General features: G+C 69.1%; 12 protein-coding genes. 2 read left to right on the top strand and 10 right to left on the bottom strand.

Going from position 1 to position 19,833, the window contains the following annotated elements:
• Positions 1 to 466: 466 nt before the first annotated feature.
• From glgB to B3I25_RS06870, 3 genes are all read right to left on the bottom strand, one after another.
• Positions 467 to 4,735, bottom strand: coding sequence for a 1,4-alpha-glucan branching protein GlgB (glgB, locus tag B3I25_RS06880; RefSeq protein ID WP_286738399.1), 4,269 nt, complete (start codon positions 4,733 to 4,735; stop codon positions 467 to 469).
• Positions 4,736 to 4,798: 63 nt separating this feature from the next.
• Positions 4,799 to 6,568, bottom strand: a complete 1,770-nt coding sequence (gene treS / locus B3I25_RS06875) for a maltose alpha-D-glucosyltransferase (protein ID WP_064846765.1) — start codon at positions 6,566 to 6,568, stop codon at positions 4,799 to 4,801.
• Between the two features lie 115 nt (positions 6,569 to 6,683).
• On the bottom strand, positions 6,684 to 9,197 hold the full coding sequence (locus B3I25_RS06870; RefSeq protein ID WP_414672701.1) for an alpha-1,4-glucan--maltose-1-phosphate maltosyltransferase: 2,514 nt from the start codon (positions 9,195 to 9,197) through the stop codon (positions 6,684 to 6,686).
• Positions 9,198 to 9,330: 133 nt separating this feature from the next.
• Here B3I25_RS06870 and glgP point away from each other — a divergent pair, with 133 nt between their 5' ends.
• Entirely contained in the window at positions 9,331 to 11,961 is a 2,631-nt protein-coding gene (gene glgP / locus B3I25_RS06865; protein WP_064846764.1) for an alpha-glucan family phosphorylase, read from the top strand.
• Positions 11,962 to 11,978: 17 nt separating this feature from the next.
• Here glgP and glgX read toward each other — a convergent pair whose 3' ends face one another.
• From glgX to B3I25_RS06835, 6 genes are all read right to left on the bottom strand, one after another.
• Positions 11,979 to 14,123, bottom strand: coding sequence for a glycogen debranching protein GlgX (gene glgX, locus B3I25_RS06860; protein ID WP_286738398.1), 2,145 nt, complete (start codon positions 14,121 to 14,123; stop codon positions 11,979 to 11,981).
• Positions 14,110 to 15,078, bottom strand: a complete 969-nt coding sequence (gene rlmB / locus B3I25_RS06855) for a 23S rRNA (guanosine(2251)-2'-O)-methyltransferase RlmB (protein WP_064846762.1) — start codon at positions 15,076 to 15,078, stop codon at positions 14,110 to 14,112. Before rlmB ends, glgX begins: the two co-directional genes overlap by 14 nt.
• A gap of 84 nt (positions 15,079 to 15,162) precedes the next feature.
• Complete coding sequence (gene cysS / locus B3I25_RS06850; RefSeq protein WP_286738397.1) at positions 15,163 to 16,605, bottom strand: cysteine--tRNA ligase; 1,443 nt, start codon at positions 16,603 to 16,605, stop codon at positions 15,163 to 15,165.
• A 138-nt stretch (positions 16,606 to 16,743) separates the two neighbouring features.
• Positions 16,744 to 17,277, bottom strand: a complete 534-nt coding sequence (ispF, locus tag B3I25_RS06845; RefSeq protein WP_286738396.1) for a 2-C-methyl-D-erythritol 2,4-cyclodiphosphate synthase — start codon at positions 17,275 to 17,277, stop codon at positions 16,744 to 16,746.
• Entirely contained in the window at positions 17,270 to 18,118 is an 849-nt protein-coding gene (locus B3I25_RS06840) for an IspD/TarI family cytidylyltransferase (RefSeq protein ID WP_286738395.1), read from the bottom strand. Before B3I25_RS06840 ends, ispF begins: the two co-directional genes overlap by 8 nt.
• A gap of 18 nt (positions 18,119 to 18,136) precedes the next feature.
• Entirely contained in the window at positions 18,137 to 18,622 is a 486-nt protein-coding gene (locus tag B3I25_RS06835) for a CarD family transcriptional regulator (protein WP_064846759.1), read from the bottom strand.
• A 300-nt stretch (positions 18,623 to 18,922) separates the two neighbouring features.
• On the opposite strand from B3I25_RS06835, the gene B3I25_RS06830 reads away from it, so the two are divergent.
• Positions 18,923 to 19,462, top strand: a complete 540-nt coding sequence (locus B3I25_RS06830) for a hypothetical protein (RefSeq protein ID WP_082943372.1) — start codon at positions 18,923 to 18,925, stop codon at positions 19,460 to 19,462.
• Between the two features lie 168 nt (positions 19,463 to 19,630).
• Here the strand turns inward: B3I25_RS06830 and B3I25_RS06825 are convergent.
• Positions 19,631 to 19,833 (bottom strand): winged helix-turn-helix domain-containing protein (locus B3I25_RS06825; RefSeq protein ID WP_286738394.1); only part of this gene is annotated, 203 nt, incomplete at its 5' end.

Here is a 19,833-nt window from a genome sequence, read left to right as displayed (position 1 = left end):
AGGAAACGGGAAAACACCCAGGGGACTGTCAGGCCATCAACCAAAAACAAAAAAACTTTGGTATCAACAAACTAGACACACTATTGAGTTGACAAACAACAAACCACACCACACGGCCCCTCACCAGGGCCACAACGGTCGGTTGCGATCTGCAAGCTTAGCTGCGGGTGACCCGGGCTGCAACTCGAAATGAACTCTCGATTGCTTCCTGCTGTCACCGCTCTTCAGCGGCTTGCGGGGAATCATCCTAGCACACCTTCTCGCCGTTGTGCGCGGCTCGTCAGTGGTGGGATCAACTCCGTTTCGTTGCCCCGTTCGACCTTCGCGGCCGCTGCCGTGGCAACTCGGAAGACATTACACGCCCCCACCGGAGACGGCAAACCTGAGACGGCGAACCCTCCGGAGACGGAGAACCCGCGGGAGCACGTGCTCCCGCGGGTTCTGCATTCAATGATGCGTGACCTGATCAGTCCCGGTCGCGCGCCATCGGGCTGGTCCCCGCACCCTTGGCCGGCTTCAGGAACAACACCGCGAGCGGCGGGACGGTGACCTCGGCGGACGCCGGCTTACCGTTGTATGCACCCTCGGCCGCGGTGACCCGGCCCAGGTTGCCAACGCCGGAACCACCGAAGATGTCAGAGTCCGTGTTGAGCACCTCGTCCCACTCACCCGCCCACGGCAGACCCAACCGGAAGCGCTCGTGGGTGTTGCCCGCGAAGTTGGCCACGCACACGAGCGGGTTGCCCTGGTCGTCCCATCGGGTGAAGGACAGCGTGTTGCGCTTGGCGTCGTTGGCGTCGATCCACTCGAAACCGGACGGGTCATTGTCTCGTGCGTACAGGGCCGGGGTCTCGCGGTAGATCTCGTTGAGGCTCTTCACCAGCTCCTGCACGCCGTGGTGCGGTGGGGTCTCGGAGAGCCACCAGTCCAGGCCGTGTTCCTGGGACCACTCGGACTCCTGGGCGTACTCGGTGCCCATGAAGATCAGCTGCTTACCCGGGTGGGCCCACATGTATGCGAGGTACGCGCGCACGTTGGCGAGCTGCTGCCACCGGTCACCCGGCATCTTGCGCAGCAGGGAGCCCTTGCCGTACACGACCTCGTCGTGGGAGATGGGGAGGACGAAGTTCTCCGAGTAGGCGTAGACCATGGAGAACGTGGCCTTGTTGTGGTGGTAGTGCCGGTTTACGGGATCCTCGGCCATGTACTCGAGACTGTCGTGCATCCACCCCATGTTCCACTTGATCCCGAAGCCGAGACCGCCGGCGCTCGTGGGTTTGGTGACCCCTGGGAAGGACGTGGACTCCTCCGCAACCATGACGATCCCGGGATTGCGCCGGTACGCGGTGGCGTTGGCCTCCTGCAGGAACGCGATGGCCTCGAGGTTCTCGCGTCCGCCGTACTGGTTGGGCTCCCACTCGCCGTCGTTGCGCGAGTAGTCCAGGTAGAGCATGGAGGCTACGGCGTCCACGCGCAGCCCGTCCACGTGGAACTCCTCGAGCCAGTAGTTCGCGTTGGCCACGAGGAAGTTGCGCACCTCCCGGCGGCCGTAATCGAAGATTAGCGTGCCCCAGTCCTTGTGCTCGCCACGGCGGGGGTCCGGGTGCTCGTAGAGCGGTTGCCCGTCGAACTTGGCGAGCGCCCACTCGTCCTTGGGGAAGTGGCCGGGGACCCAGTCCACGAGCACACCGATGCCGGCCTGGTGCAGCTGGTCCACGAGGTAGCGGAACTCGTCCGGGGAACCGAAGCGCGACGACGGCGCGTAGTAGCCGGTGACCTGGTAACCCCACGAACCACCGAAGGGGTGCTCCGCGACGGGCATGAACTCCACGTGGGTGAAGCCCTGCCACGTGAGGTACTCGACGAGCTCGCGGGCGAGATCCACGTAGCCGAGACCCATGCGCCACGAGCCGATGTGCATCTCGTACACGCTCATGGGTGCGTTGTGGGGATCCTTGGCCGCGCGGGCCTGCATCCACGCGTCGTCCTGGAACTCGTAGGAGGACTCGAACACGCGCGACGCGGTGGACGGCGGGATCTCGGTGCCGAAGGCCATGGGGTCCGCCTTGTCCCGCCACGAACCGTCCGCCGCCTGGATCCGGAACTTGTAGGTGTCTCCGGAGCCCATGCCGGGCACGAACACTTCCCACACACCGCTGGAACCCAGCGAGCGCATGGCATGCTCGGAACCGTCCCACCCGTTGAAGTCACCAATCACGCGCACGGCCCGGGCATTGGGGGCCCACACCGCGAAGCTCACGCCGGAGACGTCCCCCATGGAGGACGGGTAGTGGTGCACGTGAGCACCGAGCACGGTCCACAGGGTCTCGTGCCGGCCCTCGCCGATCAGGTGCAGGTCCAGCTCGCCCAGGGTGGGCGCGAAGCGGTAGGGGTCGTCGACCTCGGCGGGCTCCTTGCCCGCATAGGTCACCAGGACGCGGTAGTCGGGGATCTTGCCCTCGTCGTGCGCGGGGACCACGCCGGTGAAGATCCCACCCCACTCGTGCTCGAGGGGGAACGTCCCGTTGAGCGTGCGCACCGAGACGTGCGTCGCGAAGCGTCGCAGGGTCCGGATGGTCACCGAACCGTCCGGGTTGAAGTGCGCCCCGAGCACCGCGTGGGGATCGTGGTAGCGCCCCTCGGCCACCGCTGCGAGCACGTCCGCGCTCACGGGCACAGGCCCGCCCGCGGGGTGCTCCCGTTCCGACGCCGCTGCGACGCTCTGCTGGGAAGTCCCGGCCCGAGTCGACGCGTGGTTCCCGCCCGCGGTCTCCGCCGGAGCCGTCACGTCATTACCGTCGGTGGTCCGAGCCGACGCGTCGTTCGTCCCGGTCGCCTCCGACGCAGCGCCCCGCGCGTTGCGCGGTTCCGCCGACGGCGCCCGGCCGTCGGCGTGCTGCGCGGACTCGGATGCCGGGGTCGGCGTGGATTCGGGGCCCGTAGGAGTCGACGACGCCGCGGGGCCGGTGTTCTCGGGGTGTTCAGGGGTCACGAAATCCTCGGTTCTGGATGCAGGTGTGTGGCTCTCGTGTGTTTCACGCCTCACGTTACGGGAGCGCGCGCGTTCAAGCGAACGCACCACGGCACCGGCCGGGACCGCGACCCAGCCCGGGCGGTTACGCTGCTCGTAGACCACTTCGTACAGGCCCTTGTCAAGCCACAGGGCGCGGAAGAGCACCGAATCCCGGTCCACGCCAGAACCGCTCGTGCGGGCGTACCCCTCGAGGAACGCGTCCGAGACCGCGTCGGTCCAGGCGCTCATGTCCTCGTCCCGCTCGCGCGCGGCCATGGCGCCCGCATAGTCGAACGAGCGCAGCATGCCGACGACGTCGCGCAGGGCCACGTCCGGGCGGACACGCTCCTTAATGGGTCGTAGGGGCTCACCCTCGAAGTCCAGGATCCGGAACCCCTGGACGTCGTTGTGCAGCACCTGGCCCAGGTGGTAATCACCGTGGATCCGTTGCAGGGCGGGGATCTCCCGGATCCGGGACAGCTGCTCGAGCAGGTCCTCGACCTCGGCCCGGTAGGAATCGAAGTAGTCCCCGCAGGACTCCCACGCCCAGCGGATCCGCGAGGCGAGGTCGTCCAGGAACCGGCGCCGAGCATCGTCGTCCGCGGTGACGGGGTCGAAGGCGCCGAGGAGGTCGGCGTGGACGCGCGCGGTCGTGGCACCCAGCTCGGCCGCGAGCTCGGAGAAGTCCCGGGCATGGCTCGCCGCGTCCAGGGCCATGGCCCACGCGTCCCGCGAATCGGCCAGGAACTGGGCGGCCACCACGAGCTGACCGGACGTGGTGACCAGACCCTGGCGCCACTGGGCATCGAGCCATCCAGCCGTGGCCGGGACCGCGGTGGAACCGTGCGACGTGAGTTTGACGCCCACCTCCACGTCCGGGTTGCGCCCCTCCCCCACCACGCGGAAGAACTTCACGATCACTGCGTCGCCGCCCAGCGCGGAATCCGAGTCCTCCGCGTCCTGCGGGGTGAGGATCACGGACGTGTTGGACTGCTCTGAGGAGATCACCCGCACCTGATCCGCGGAAGCAATCCGATAATCCGTGTTCATGGCCCCGGTGTAGCGGCCGTGCAGGCCCATCCCGTGGCGCAGCACCCCGCCCTCGGTCAGCTGCGCATCCATGATCCGCAGCACCCGGTCCATGAAACCTGGGTCCCCCACGGCGTCGTAGAGGTGAAACCTGGCCGTCTCGTCCGCGGTGGTGCTCTCGCTGCCCTGTGCCTCGGCGCGGGCCTCACTACGACCGGACGCGCCGACCTTCTCCTGGGCGCCGGCGGTCTGACCGGCCTCCGGGGAGTCCTCCGAGGTAATGGGTTGGGCGGTCCGCGAGCGCTCCGAGCGGCGTCGTTCGCGGAAGGAACCCGCGTGCGAGATGGCGCGGCGCAGGAACGAGGCCGAGGCCTCCGCACCCGCGATCAGCTGTTCGGGCAGGGGACGGTCCGGGCCGCCGGAGCAATAGCTGCCGATCGCGAAGCGCTCGAGTTCGGGCAGGGCTTCGGTGCTGCGCACGACCGGTACGTTGAGCAATTCGCTGCGCTCGCCCACCGTGACCTGGACCAGGAACATGATGCGTTCCGTGCCGCGATGCGATCCGGTGCCGGAATCCAGGGGCGCTCGGCCCACGACGCTCAAGCGCAACTGGTCCGGGGTGGCCGTGAACGGGAACCACCGCTGCCGCGGCAACCAGTCGCGCAACCTGTCGAGAAATTGCTGATCCGTCATGGAGGGTCCCCCGCTTTCGTCTGGACAATCACTGCTTCGCGCGCGGGCCGTACCCGCGCGCGCTCACTCGTTGCGCGCGGGCTTGATGATGGGCATGGCCACCGTCTCGGGGTGGGAACCGTCCGTGCCGGGGGTCGTGCGCAACCGGAGCCAGAAGAAGTCCTGCGAACCGAGCGTGATGCGGTAGTCGCCCTGTTCCGAGAAGGAGCCGAACGGTTCACCGCCGAACAGTTCCCGGGTGCCCCGGCCCGCGTACTCGGCCAGGTGCACGCTGCAGCTCGCGGGGACGTGGGAAAGGTTGAACACGCACAGCAGGGTCTCCCCCACGCCGTCGTCCGCGTCCTGCGGGCTCAAGCGGCGCAGGAATGCCAGGACGGATTCGTGGTCCGTGCTCACGTTGACGTAGTCCCCCAGACCGAACGCCGGGTGCGCCTTGCGCACCATGAGCATCTGCCGGATCCAGTGCAGCAGGGAGGAGGACGACGCGAGCTGCGTCTCCACGTTCGTCTGCGTGTAGTTGTAGACGAGCGACTGCACGACCGGGAGGTAGAGCTTGCCCGGATCCGCGGTGGAGAAGCCGGCGTTGCGGTCGGGGGTCCACTGCATGGGTGTGCGGGACGCGTCGCGGTCGTCGAGCCAGATGTTGTCCCCCATGCCGATCTCGTCCCCGTAGTACAGGAACGGCGACCCGGGCAGGGACAACAACAGCGCGTGCGCGAGTTCGAGCTCCGCGCGGGAGTTGTCGAGCAGGGGTGCCAAGCGGCGTCGGATACCGATGTTCGCGCGCATGCGCGAATCCGGGGCGTACCACCCGAGCATGGCCTGGCGTTCCTCGCTCGTGACCATCTCGAGCGTCAACTCGTCGTGGTTGCGCAGGAACGTGCCCCACTGCGTGCCCCGCGGGATCTGCGGCGTGTGCTCCATGGTGGAGACGATGGGGGCGGCCTTCTGATCGCGCAACGAGTAGTAGATCCGCGGCATGATCGGGAAGTGGAAGCACATGTGGCACTCGGGCGCCTGCTCCGTGCCGAAGTACTCCACGACCTCGTGCGGCATCTGGTTGGCCTCCGCGATGATCACGCGGCCGGGGTACTCGCGGTCCACCATCTCGCGCAGCCGCACCAGGAAGTCGTGGGTCCCGGGCAGGTTCTCGCAGTTGGTCCCCTCCTCCTCGATGAGGTAGGGGATGGCGTCCGCGCGGAAGCCGTCGATGCCCATGTCCAGCCAGAACTTCACGACGTCGAACACGGCCTCGACGACCTTGGGGTTCTCGAAGTTCAGGTCCGGCTGGTGGGAGAAGAACCGGTGCCAGAAGAACTGCCGCCGCACGGGGTCGAAGGTCCAGTTGGAGACCTCGGTGTCCACGAAGATGATCCGCGCGTCCTGGTACTTCTCGTCCGTGTCCGACCAGACGTAGAACTCGCCGTACGGCCCCTCCGGGTCCTCCCGCGAAGCCTGGAACCACGGGTGCTGGTCCGAGGTGTGGTTCAGCGGCAGGTCGGTGATGACCCGCAGACCCCGCGCGTGGGCCTCCGCGACCAGTCGCTTGAAGTCGCTCACGGTGCCGAACTCGTCCAGCACGGAGTAGTAGTCGGAGATGTCGTAGCCGCCGTCCCGCAGCGGGGATTCGTAGAACGGGGGCAGCCACAAGCAATCGATCCCGAGCCACTGCAGGTAGTCGAGTTTGTCGATCAAACCCGAGAAGTCGCCGGAGCCGTCACCGTTGGCGTCCGAGAAGGCTCGCACGAGCACCTCGTAGAACACGGCCTTGCGGAACCAGTCCGGGTCGTGCGCGAGCCCGGGAGCGTTGAGTTGGAAAGGAGTGGTGCTCATGGTCGGCTGGACTGCCCTCTCGGAGAAACGTGCGTGTCGGTCATGACGGGTGCGGGGTGCCGGCCGCCGTGGTGCGCCGCGCTCAGCGGCCGGGGCGCATCGCGACGGCGCTCGCTCACTTGACCCCGCGGCGGACGCTGAGCACGTGCGCGGGTTCCACGTACGGATCCAGGCGCACGTAGTTGTGGGTGCCCCACTTCCAGCTCGCACCGGAGATCAGGTCGTCTACCCAGAAAGAGCCGTCCTCGTTGAAGTCCTGGCCCCGCAGGTCCAGGGAGTCGAGGTCCAGCCACACCGTGGCCTCCCGCGCGCTGTGCGGGTCCGTGTTGAGCACCACGATCACGGTGTCCCAGACCTGCTCGCCGTCCCGTTCCACGGTCTTGGTCTTGCTGTAGGCCACGATGGCGTCGTCCGTGGAATTCTGCAGCGTGAGGTTCTGAAGGTCCCCGAGTGCGGGATGGTCCTTGCGGATCCGGTTCAGGCGCGTGATGTACGGCGCGAGCGACTCGCCGCGTTCCACGGCGGCGTCGAAGTCGCGCGGGCGCAACTGGAACTTCTCGTTGTCCATGTACTCCTCCGCCCCGGGACGAGCGACGTGCTCGAACAACTCGAAGCCGGCGTACACGCCCCACAGCGGGGACGCGGTGGCCGCCAGGGCCGCGCGCACCTTGAACGCGGCCGGGCCACCGAACTGCAGGTACTCGGTGAGGATGTCCGGCGTGTTCACGAAGAAGTTGGGCCGGTAGAACCCGGAGGTCTCGTGGGAGATCTCCTGGAGGTACTCCTCGATCTCCTCCTTGGTGTTGCGCCACGTGAAGTACGAGTAGGACTGCTGGAACCCGGCCTTGGCCAGCCCCTGCATCATGGCCGGACGCGTGAACGCCTCCGCGAGGAACACCGTGTCCGGGTGGTTCTTGCGCACCCTGGCGATCAGCCACTCCCAAAACCACAGGGGCTTGGTGTGCGGGTTGTCCACGCGGAAGATGTCCACGCCGTGACCGATCCACAGCTCCACGACCCGCAGTATCTCGGCGGCGAGGCCCTCGGGGTCGTTGTCGAAGTTCAGGGGGTAGATGTCCTGGTACTTCTTGGGCGGGTTCTCGGCGTAGGCGATGCTGCCGTCCGCGCGGGTCGTGAACCACTGCGGGTGCTCGGCGACCCACGGGTGATCCGGGGACGCCTGCAGCGCGAGGTCCAGCGCGACCTCGAGACCGAGATCATGGGCGTGCGCGACGAACGCGTCGAAGTCCTCGAAGCTCCCGAGGTCCGGGTGGATTGTGTCGTGACCTCCCTCCGGCCCACCGATGGCCCACGGGGAACCCGGGTCCTGGGGTCCGGCCGTGAGGGTGTTGTTCGGCCCCTTGCGGTGGTTGCGCCCGATCGGGTGGATGGGCGGGAGGTACGCGACGTCGAAGCCCATGGCCGCGGCCCGGTCCAGGGCCGCGGTGGCCGTGCGGAACGTCCCCGAGGTCCACTCGCCCGTCTCGGGGTCGTACGTGGCGCCCTCGGAGCGCGGGAAGAACTCGTACCACGCACCACGACCCGCGGCCTCGCGCTCGACGCCGAGCGGGTAGCGCGGGGACGAGCTGAGCAGATCACGCAGCGGCCGCTCACGGACGTAGTCCAGGAGCTGCGGGGACGTGGCGATCTCCCACCGCTGTTCCGGCGTGCGGTCGGTGTCCGCCATCGCCTCGGCGGCGTCCTCGAAGACCCGGGCCTCCTCGGTCGCGCGATCGGACTCCTTGGAGGCGGCGTCGAAGAGCAGGGCCGCTTCCTGGAACATGAGCTCGACGTCCTGGCCGACCCCCAACTTGATCTGCGCGGCGTGGTGCCACGTGTCGTAGAGATCCGACCAGCCCTCCACCGCGAAACTCCAGGGGCCCTCGTGCTCGGGACGCAGCCACGCCTCGTAGCGGTCCGTCCCGGGGGCCACGAGCGTCATGGGTCGGCGCTGGGTCTCACGGCCCTGCGGGTCGTACAGCACCGCGGTCACACCGAGGGAGTCATGACCCTCGCGGAACACGGTCGCGCTCACCCGGATGTCCTCACCGGGAACGGCCGTGGCGGGGAAACGCCCACCCTCGATCACGGGGCTCACGTCCGTCACGGGGATCCGCCCGTACACGAGATCGTCCGACGGGAAGTCCGCCAGGTGCTCGTCGTCCCCGGAATCGGAGTCTTGCTCGGCCGGGGCCTGCGCCGCGGCTTCGGCGTGCGGATCAGGTGCGGACTGAGTGTCGGGCTCGTACTGCGTGTCGGGCTCGCGCTGCGCTCCGGGTGCGGACTGTTGGTCGGATGCGGGCTGCGCCTCGGATTCGGTGTCCTCGGTAGGTGTTACGACCGCGGCGACCTCCTCGGCCGCACCCGGTTCCGCATATGCGTGGGCGTCCGGCTGCCCGGCACCGGCGGAAGACGCCGCTTCGGTTGCCTCCGGCGCGGACGGGATGCGAGCGGCATCGTCGTGGGCCTCCGCTCGGCGTACCGAGGGGGCGACGTCGGGAACGCCCGTGGCCGGGACCGGCGGGGTCAAGCGGGACCCGACGTCCGGGTGGGCATCGCCCGCGTGGGGATCCGGCACGGGATCTGAGGACGGACGGCGGCCCTGGGGCTGTGAGTTCTGCTGCGACACGAGACCAACGTTAGCGACAAACGCCCCGATTCATAAGGCCGTGGCCGTGGTCCCCAAACCGCGACGGCGACGCACTCGCGTCACACGTCGGACCCCGTGGAGCGGCGAGGCCACAGCCGCTAGGCTCGGGACCGTGAAGGCCATCCACAGGTTCACCGTCCGCACCGTCCTACCCGAGTCGATCGCCGCACTCTCACGATTGGCCAAGAACCTCCGATGGACGTGGCATCAGCCCACCGAGGACCTCTTCGCCGAACTCAACCCGCACGCGTGGGACGCGGTCCACGGGGACCCCGTCAAGCTCCTGGGCTCGCTCACGCGCGAGGAGATCCAGCAGATCGCCGCGGACCCCGAGCTCGTGGCGCGCATCCGCGACCTCGACGCCGATCTGGACACCTATCTCACCGAACCCCAGTGGTACCAGCGCACGCAGGGCGAGGACGCCCCGGCGGCCGTGGCGTACTTCAGCGCCGAGTACGGCATCACGTCCGCGCTTCCGCAGTACTCGGGCGGACTCGGGATCCTCGCCGGGGACCACTTGAAGACCGCGTCCGACATGGGCGTGCCCGTGGTGGGCGTGGGATTGCTGTACCAGGCCGGGTACTTCAAGCAGTCGCTGTCCCGGGACGGCTGGCAGCAGGAGACCTACCCGGTGCTGGACCCGGACGAACTCCCTCTTACCTTGCTGCGCGAAGCGGACGGTACGCCCGCGCGCGTGGTCCTACCGCTGCCCGAGGGCCGCACGCTGTCCGCGCAGATTTGGCGGGCGGACGTGGGCCGCGTGCCGCTGCTGCTGCTGGACTCCAACATCAGCGAGAACGACGACGCCGCACGCAACGTCACCGACCGGTTGTATGGCGGCGGCAGCGACCACCGGTTGTACCAGGAACTCTTGCTGGGCATGGGAGGGATCCGGGCGCTGCGCGCGCACAGCAGGATCACGGGTGCGCCCACGCCGGAGGTCTACCACTGCAACGAGGGCCACGCGGGTTTCCTGGGCGTCGAGCGGATCCAGGAACTCATGAACCCCGGGGCCGACGCCCAGGCCATGATGTGGGAGGAAGCACTCACCGCGGTGCGCGCCGCGACCGTGTTCACGACCCACACCCCGGTCCCGGCCGGCATCGACCGCTTCGAACGCGATCAGATCGCCCACGTCCTCGCCGCGGGGCTCGCCCCGGATGTCCCCTCCGAGCGCGTGCTTGAGCTGGGTGCGGAGACCATGCCGGGCGGTGACCCGAGCAAATTCAACATGGCGGTCATGGGGCTGCGGCTCGCCCAGCGTGCCAACGGCGTGGCCGAGCTCCACGGTGCCGTGTCCCGGTCCATGTTCCACGGGCTGTGGGAGGGCTTCGACACCGAGGAGGTCCCGATCACCTCGGTGACCAACGGCGTGCACGTCCCCTCCTGGATCGACCCCGCCGTGTGGCGCATGGCCGTGGACCCGGAGGAGAACGACACCAACCCGGCCGCTCGTTGGCGCAGGATCTACAACGTGTCCGACGCCGAGCTCTGGGCCACCCGCCGCGCCCTGCGGGAACGCCTCGTGCACGACGTCCGCGAGCGTCTACGGGCCTCGTGGAAGCGCCGCGGTGCCGCGGACGCGGAACTGGGCTGGACGGAGTCCGTGTTGGACCCGGACGTGCTGACCATCGGTTTCGCACGCCGCGTCCCCACGTACAAGCGGCTCACGCTCATGCTGCGCAACCCGGAACGGCTCAAGCGGATCCTATTGGACCCCCGCCGCCCCGTGCAGTTGGTGGTCGCGGGCAAGTCCCACCCCGCGGACGAGATGGGCAAGCGGATGATCCAGGACCTCGTACGGTTCACGGATGATCCGCAGGTGCGTCACCGGATCGTGTTCCTGCCCAACTACGACATCGCCATGGCGCGTGTCCTGTTCCCGGGGTGCGACGTGTGGCTCAACAACCCGCTGCGTCCGCTCGAGGCGTGCGGGACCTCCGGGATGAAGGCCGCGATCAACGGCGGGCTCAACCTCTCCGTCCTGGACGGGTGGTGGGACGAGATGTACGACGGGCAGAACGGCTGGGCCATCCCCACCGCGGACAACAAGGCCGGCACGGACGAGCGCGATGACATCGAGGCCGCCGCGCTGTACGAACTCATCGAGAGCCACGTGGCACCGCGGTTCTACGGTGACGGTTCCGAGGACGCCACGACCGCGGCCGGACCCGACACCGCGCCGTCGCGAGCGAGCACCGTGCCGCACCAGTGGCTCGCCATGGTGCGCCACACACTCGCGACCCTCGGGCCCAAGGTCTCCGCCCGGCGGATGCTCACCGACTACGTCAACGAGCTGTACGTCCCCGCGTGCGTCGCCGGCCGGCGCGTGACCACGGACGACGGCGCCCTGGCCCGCGGCACGGCCCACTGGGTCGAGCGCGTGCGTACCGCGTGGCCGCAGCTGCGGATCGAGCACGTGGACGCACACGGTGTGCGCCAGGAACCGCAGATCGGTGACGAGCTCACGGTCAACGCGTACGTAGATCTGGGCGAGCTGACCCCCGAGGACGTGACCGTGCAGGTCAGCTACGGGCGCGTCTCGGAAACCGATCACATCCACGAACGGTCCTACGCCACGCTCGAGGACGTGATCGAGCTGGGTGGGGGACGCATGACGTTCTCCGGGCCCATCACGATCGACCGCTCCGGCCCGTTCGGGTACACCGTGAGGGTGTTGCCGCGCCACGACGAGTTGGCCTCACCGGCCGAACTCGCTCTCGTGCGCAACGCTGGGGACTGACGTCCGGCCCGCCCGGTTCACGCGATCGCGAACATCGCGATGCTCTGTGCCGGGACCGTGAGCTCCTCCCCGGCACGCCATCGGTTGCCGGTCAGTTCGTCGAGCTGAGGGTCCGTGGCGAGCACGAGCCGGTACGAGGCCCCGTCCACGTCCGAGCCGGCCAGGTTCTCGAAGCGCGGCAACACCGCGGCCACGGGCGATGCGGTGCCGTTGAGCACGAACAGTCCCGCGAGGTCACCCCCGCGCGCGCCGATCACGATCTGTAGCGCACGGACCCCGTCCGTCTGCCACAGATCGTCGCTCATGGGCTCCCCGGAACTCGCGTACCAATTGAGCACCACGTCCCGGGGGCGCGTGGGGAAGTCCCGGGGTTGGCTCACCAGGAAGGCCCGGCGGATCCGGATGAGCCGCTGGGTCGTGCGTAGCATGGACCGATCCAGGGGTGTGAGTCGCCAGTCCACCCACGAGAGCCGGTTGTCCTGGCAGTACGCGTTGTTGTTGCCCTCCTGGGAGCGCAACAGCTCGTCCCCCGCGGTGATCATGGGGATGCCCTGCGAGAACAACAGCGTGGCCATCATGTTGCGCGCGGTGGCCGCGCGGGCGGCCCGCACGCGCACGTCCGGGGAGAAGCCCTCGTGGTCGTGGTTCCACGAGTGGTTGTCGTTGGTGCCGTCCGCGTTGTTCTCGCGGTTGGCCTCGTTGTGCTTGGCGTCGTACGCCGTGAGGTCGTAGAGCGTGAACCCGTCGTGCGCTGTGATGAAGTTGACCGAGGCCAGCGTGGTGCGCCCGTGCGGGGCGAACAGGTCCGCGGACCCGGAGATCGCCCCGGCGAGCCGACCGGCGGTGCCCCCACCGCCCCCGCGACGCATGGTGCGCTGACCCGAGAGCCAGAAGTCCCGCACGGTGTCCCGGTAGTGGTCGTTCCAGTCCGCCCAGCCGGTGGGGAAGCGCCCGGTCTGCCAGCCACCGGCGCCCACGTCCCACGGTTCGGAGATCATCCGCACGCCCTGCAGCACCGGATCCGCGGCGATCGCCACGAAGAACGGGTGGTTGCGCGTGAAGTGGTGATGCTCGTCGCGGCCCAGTTCGGGGGCCAGGTCGAAGCGGAAGCCGTCCACGTGGCACTGCGTGACCCAGTAGCGCAGGGAGTCCAGAGCCATGCGCACGACCTGGGGGTTGCCGAAATCCATGGAATTGCCGCACCCGGTCACGTCCACGTAGTTGCCGTGCTCGTCGTGGCGGTAGTACTCCCGGTCCCCGAGCCCGCGCCAGCAGTACGGGCGCTGCGTGGGTCCGCCTTCTGCGGTGTGGTTGTACACGACGTCCAGGAACACCTGCAGCCCCGCGCCGTGCAAGGCGTCCACGGCGGCCTTGAACTCGTTGAGCACCGCGGTGGGCCCGGCCTCCTGGGCGGCCTTGGTCGCGTACCCCGCATGGGGTGCGAAGAACGCGAGGGTGTTGTACCCCCAGTAGTTGGTGAGCCCGTTCGCGGTCAGGTGGGCCTCGTCCAGGTGGGCGTGCACGGGTAACAGCTCCACCGCGGTGATCCCCAGGCTGCGCAGGTACTCGAGCATCACGGGGTGCGCAAGTCCCGCGTAGGTGCCGCGCAGCTCGTGAGGGATCCCCGGGTGCAGCATGGTGAGGCCCTTCACGTGGGCCTCGTAGATCACGGTCTCGCGCCACGCCGGCCGGGGCCGGTCGTGGTCGCGCCACTCGTGGTCCTGGGCGACCACCACGGAGACGTACTCCCCGCCGTAGGCGTCCGCGCCGGGATTGACGACGCCGCTCGGTGGCGCCACCCGCGTCAGTCCCCGCCCGTAGGGGTCCAGCAGGACGGGTTCGTACGCCGAATCCGGCACGGGACTGCCCTCGGGCCGGGCACTCACGAATCCGTACTCGGTTCCCTCGGGCATCGCGGGACACACGTCCCGTGCGAGCTCGTCCGGGGTGAGTTGCACTTCCGGCACATGGCGTGGGCGCGAGACGGTCGCGTAATGGATCCCGTGGTTCTCCCCCGCGAGCCGCAACCGCTGCCACGATTCACCGGGGCGCCGGAACATGAGGTCCACCTCGGTCAGTCCCGGGGCGTACACCGCGACGTTGGCGGTCCCGTCCCCGGACGGGGAGGGGTGGACGCCCAGCGGATAACTACGCGCTTGCACGCCGGCGCGCGATCTCGTACAGCGTGATCCCCACCGCCATGGACGCGTTGAGGGACTCCATCGCGGATTCGATGGGGATCGACACGATCGCGTCGCAGTGCTCTGTCACCAGGCGGGACAGGCCCTTACCCTCGGAACCCACGACCACCACGAGGGGCTCGGTGGCCAACTCGAGCTGCGGCAGGTCCACGTCCCCGCCGCCGTCGAGGCCGACCACGAAGTAGCCCTGCTTCTTGCAGTTCTCGAGCGTGCGCGTGAGGTTCGTGGCCTTGGCCACGGGGACGCGCGCCGCAGCACCCGAACTCGTCTTCCACGCCGTGGCCGTGACCCCGGCGGAGCGGCGCTCGGGCAGGATGACCCCGTCCCCGGCGAACGCGGAGACGCTGCGGATGATCGCGCCCAGGTTGCGGGGATCGGTGATCCCGTCCGCCGCGATGAGCAGCGGCGGGCGGGAATCCTCGCCCCGGTCGGCCATGAGGGAGGCCGCGAGCTCGTCCGCGTCCTGGTAGTCGTACGGCGGGACCTGCAGCACCACACCCTGATGGATCGCGTCCGCGGAGAGCCGGTCCAGCTCGCCGCGCGAGGCCTCGAGCGTGGGCACCTGGGCCTCGGCGCACAACTGCAGGATGTCCTTGACGCGGTCGTCCATCTCGATCTTGGTGGCCACGAACAACGTCTTGGCGGGCACCCCGGCGCGCAGGGCCTCCAGCACGGCGTTGCGCCCCGTGACGAGGTCCTCCTTGATGGGCCCGGCCCCCGTGCGGGACGGACGCCGGTGCAGGTTCTGCTGCTTGCGCGCGACCGCCTGCTTGGCCTTGTACGCCTTGTGGTAGACGCGGTCCTCGGCCTTGGGCGTGGGGCCGCGGCCCTCCAGGCCCTTGCGGCGCTGGCCGCCGCTACCCACGACCGGACCCTTCTTCTTGCGCGTGGCTCCGGGTCGGTTCTTCTGGGCCATGGTCAGTACTCCGTGTCTGTCACGGGTCACGGCCCGCGGGCCGCCCCGGGGTGGTCGGCGATCTGGCTCCAGTTTAGGCCAGGCTCATTCCCCCACGGACCACTCGGACCCCCGGGCGCCGTCCTTCACGACGACGCCGGCAGCGGCCAGCTGGTCCCGGATCCGGTCCGCGAGCGCCCAGTCCTTCGCCTCACGCGCGGCGGCACGCTGGGCCAGCAGGTCCTGGACGAGGGAGTCGAGCGCGCGGTGCTCGGCGCCGTCGGCGTCCCGAGCGCCGTCGAGACTCATCAAGGGGAGCAATCCCAGGACGTCGGACATGCCCGCGATCGCGGAGACGAGCGGCTGGGCGGTCGCGGCCTCCGGGCCCGAGAGAGCCGTGTTGGCCGCGCGCACCGTCTCGTGCAGCACCGCGAGCGCGCGGGGCACGTTGAGGTCGTCGTCCATGACCGCGACGAACTCCTCAGGCACATCCATGTGCTCCCAGGACACGCTGAGTCCGGAATGCTGCGCGGCCGCGAGGACGGCTTCCACGCGCTCGACGGCGGCGGTGGCCTCCCGCAGGGACGTGGGCCGGTAGTCCAGCACGGAACGGTAGTGGGCCTGGCCCAGGTAGTAGCGCACGGCGAGCGGCCGTGCTTCCGCGAGCATGCTCGCCGGGGAGACCGTGTTCCCGATTGACTTGGACATCTTCTCGCCCTCGTACGTCACGAGCCCGTTGTGCAGCCAGAAGTTGGCGAACGGGCGGCCCGCCGCGGTGGACTGGGCGAGCTCGTTCTCGTGGTGCGGGAAACGCAGGTCTAGGCCGCCGCCGTGGATGTCGAAGTGCGCGCCCAGGTATTTGTGGGCCATGGCCGAGCACTCCAGGTGCCAGCCGGGGCGGCCGCGGCCCCACGGGGAATCCCACGACGCCGTGGCGGGCTCGCCCTCCTTGTGTCCCTTCCACAGCGCAAAGTCGCGGGGATCGCGCTTGCCGCGGGGATCGGCATCCGGGGCGTCCTGCATGTCCTCCACGCGTTGCCGGGTGAGTTCGCCGTAGCGGGGCCACGAACGGACGTCGAAGTAGACGTCGCCGGAATCGTCGAGTGCGGGGTACGCGTGCCCGGCGTCGATCAGCTCCTGGATCAGCGAGTGCATCTCCGGGACGTGGCCCGTGGCCCGGGGTTCGTACGTGGGGGCCTCGATACCGAGCGCGGCGTAGGCCCGCCCGAACACACCCTCGAACCGGTAGGCCAGCGCCCACCACGGTTCGCGCGGGTGGTCACCCTGGTAGTCGTTCTCGAACGAGGCGTGCGCGTTGGCCAGGATCTTGTCGTCGATGTCCGTCACGTTACGCACCGTGGTGACCTCGTAGCCACGGAAGCGCAGCCAGCGGGCCAGGATGTCGAACACGAGCGCGGAACGCACATGGCCGATGTGCGGTGCGCCCTGCACCGTGGCACCGCAGTAGTAGAGGCCCGCCTCGCCGGGTCGCACGGGGACGAAGTCCTTGACGGTCGCGGAAGCGGTGTCGTAGAAGCGCAAAGTCACCCTGCCAGTCTAACGGGGTGGCGCCGCACGCTCGCGGCGGGCGGGTTCGGTCGGCCGGCACTACTGGCGGGCTCCCCCGGTGGACTCGACCGGTCTGCTGGGTGGCGGCCTGTGGGCTCGGTCGCCGCCCGTTTGGGCTCAGCCGCGCGGGAACACCATCGCGGTGGCGATCGCCGCGAGACCCTCGCCCCGGCCCGTGAGCCCCAGGGCGTCCGTGGTGGTCGCGCTCAGGTGCACCGGCGCGCCGGCCGCTTCCGTGAGCACCGCGGCGGCCTCGTCCCGCCGCGGGGAGAACTTGGGTCGGTCACCCACGAGCTGGACGGAGACATTGCCCACCCGGAAGCCGGCCTCGGTCACGATCCGCACTGCCTCCGAGAGGATCCGACACCCCGAGGCCCCGGCGAACTCCGGGCGGTCCGTTCCGAAGTGCGCTCCCAGGTCCCCCACGCCGGCCGCGGAGAACAGCGCGTCCGCCGCGGCGTGTGCCACGACGTCCCCGTCCGAGTGCCCGCTCAGTCCCCGCTCGCCGGGCCACATGAGTCCGGCGATCCACAGCGGGGTGCCCTCCGGGCCGAACGCGTGCACGTCCACCCCGATCCCCACGAGCGGAACGGGGTACGGCCGGGGTTCCGGGGTCAATGGATCGGCGGGGCCTGGGGTTACGTCAGTCATGCGGCCATTGTGCCGGACAGGCCGAGTCCCGCTCACGCACGATCGCGTGGGCGAGTACCAGGTCCAGGGGACGGGTGATCTTGAAGGACTCTTCGTCCCCGGCCACGAATTCCACGGGATGTTCGGGGGCGAACAGTTCCACAAGACTCGCATCGTCCGTGATGCCTTCGGGATCCCCCGCGGAACCCGTCACCGTGGTGGCCGCCTCTGCCGTTCGAACACTGTGCCCGAGCTGGGGGTCCTCCCCCGTGGCGTCCAGTGGGCCGTCCGGGAGCAGACCGGCCGCGCGGTTCACCCGTTCGAGCAGTGCACGGTCGAAACCCTGGGGTGTCTGGACGCTGCGCAGCCCCGCCCGGTCCACCGTCCCGGTACTGCGCCCGTGGGTGTCCACCCCGCGCACGGTGTCGGTCACCGGGGTCACGGGAACCACGGCCTGTGCACCCGTGTGCAGGGCGGTGACCACCCGCTCGAGGACGGCGGGCGGGGTGAGACAGCGAGCGGCGTCGTGCACCAGGACGTGGGTGGCACCCGCGGGCAGGGCGGTCAGTGCCGCCGCGACCGACTGGGCGCGTGTGGCACCCCCGGTCACGGCCGCGGCCCCCGCGGCCCGCGCGACGGCCGTGAGGTCCGTGTCTCCGGCGGGCACGGTCACGATCACCGCGGCACCGCGCAGGGTCCCGCGCACCGTGGCAAGCGCGTGCTCCAGGATCGGTCGACCGGCCACGGGGACGAGCGCCTTGGGCATCCCGTACCCGAGCCGCGTGCCGGAACCGGCGGCCACGACAATGACGGCGAGCCCGTCCATGGCGGACGGGCTCGCGAGGTCGGAAATCTGGGACACGAAGACGTGCTACGGGAATCAGGCCGCGGACAGGATGTCGTCCAGGCGCTTCTCCGCTTCTTCCTCGTCGATCTTCTTGGCCAGTGCCAGCTCGGAGGTGAGGATCTGGCGGGCCTTGGTCAGCATGCGCTTCTCGCCGGCGGAGAGGCCCTTGCCGCGATCGCGGCGCCACAGATCACGCACGACCTCGGCGACCTTGAGGACGTCGCCGGAGGCGAGCTTCTCGAGGTTGGCCTTGTAGCGGCGCGACCAGTTGGAGGCTTCCTCGGCGTCCTTGGCCTGCAGGACCGCGATGACCTCCTTGAGGCCTTCCTCGTCCACGACGTCCCGCACACCCACGAGATCGACGTTCTCCGCCGGGACCTCGATCATGAGATCGCCCTGGGTGACCTTCAACCGGAGATACATCTTCTCCTCACCCTTGATGGTTCGAGTCTTGATCTCCTCGATAGTTGCGGCACCGTGGTGCGGATAGACAACCGTTTCGCCAACCTCAAAAACCATGCACAAACCCCTTTCAGCCCGCCAAGTCTACCACGGTGTATGATTGCCCACCTTTCCGCGAGCCCCGTCCGTGGCCGCTCCACGAACCGCATCACGGGGCCTTATGGAGGCCACCCGGGAAGCGCCCGGGCGGGTGTGCGTGACCCGGCCGTGCGGCGTCGTCGTCACTCCATAAGCGCGCGTACCACGGGCCCACGGGCGCGCCACGAACGGGGCGCGGATGCAGACGATCCGTGGCCAAACCGATAGACTGACTGCAGATTTTGCACCCGCTGTCAGAGAGCCCGAGGAGTTCGTGCCGTGAAGAACGCCGCCCACAAGAAGTTGCAGCACCTCGGAATGGGTGCGGCGGCACTCGCCGTCCTGACCGGTGTGAGCGGGTGCGCGTACATCAGCCCGCAGGCCACCATGGACAGCTACGCCCCGACGGACGGGATCCAGATGGACCTGGGTGACGTCCAGCTGCGCAACATCCTGGTCGTCGCCGAGGACGAGAACTCCGAGGGCCGCGTGCTGGGCACCCTGATCAACACCGGCGACCAGACCGAGACCGTCACCATGGACGCCAATGGCGCCCGCGCGAGCGTGGAGGTCCCCGCCAACCAGGAGGTCGTGCTCGAGAAGTCCCGGCCCGTGCTGTTGGACCGCGCCGGCGCGAACCCCGGCCTGATGGTGGACACCACGTTCACCGCGGACGACCAGGACCAGACCACCCAGGTCCCCGTCCTGGACCACACCTACCCGCGCTACGCATCCTTCGTGCCCGGCGGCGCACCGTCCACCCCGGCCAACCCCTCCAACACCCCGGCCCCGGCGGGCGAGGCGCACGGCGGGCACTGACCCCTCACACCACCCGCGCCGGCCGGCGCGATCGAGCGAGCGCCCGGGCCCCGAACACGAGGGTCCGGGCGCTCGCTTTCTCCGACCGGTGTACAGACGGAAGAACCGCACCCTGCTAAGGGTGCGGTTCTTCCGTCATACGGGTGCCGCTCCGTGGAGGCGTCGGGATCAGGGCTCGAACTTGTACCCGAGACCGCGCACGGTCACGATGTGCTGCGGCGCGGACGGCTCCGGTTCCACCTTGGAACGCAGCCGCTTGATGTGCACGTCCAGGGTCTTGGTGTCCCCCACGTAGTCGGAACCCCACACCCGGTCGATGAGCTGGCCCCGGGTGAGCACGCGGCCCGCGTTGCGCAGCAGCATCTCCAGCA

The sequence above is a fragment of the Kocuria sp. UBA1838 genome (assembly GCF_002338785.1).
GTDB classification, from domain to species: Bacteria; Actinomycetota; Actinomycetes; order Actinomycetales; family Micrococcaceae; genus Kocuria; species Kocuria marina.
The sequence above is the reverse complement of the archived record's forward strand: the minus strand, read 5'-3'. Positions and strand labels throughout refer to the sequence as shown.

Excerpts from the sequence above, each read along its gene's own strand:
- ispF (WP_286738396.1), bottom strand. The coding sequence starts at position 17,277 with ATGACTGACGTAACCCCAGGCCCCGCCGATCCATTGACCCCGGAACCC.
- glgB (WP_286738399.1), bottom strand. The coding sequence starts at position 4,735 with ATGACGGATCAGCAATTTCTCGACAGGTTGCGCGACTGGTTGCCGCGG.
- B3I25_RS06835 (WP_064846759.1), bottom strand. The coding sequence starts at position 18,622 with ATGGTTTTTGAGGTTGGCGAAACGGTTGTCTATCCGCACCACGGTGCC.
- rlmB (WP_064846762.1), bottom strand. The coding sequence starts at position 15,078 with ATGGCCCAGAAGAACCGACCCGGAGCCACGCGCAAGAAGAAGGGTCCG.
- treS (WP_064846765.1), bottom strand. The coding sequence starts at position 6,568 with ATGAGCACCACTCCTTTCCAACTCAACGCTCCCGGGCTCGCGCACGAC.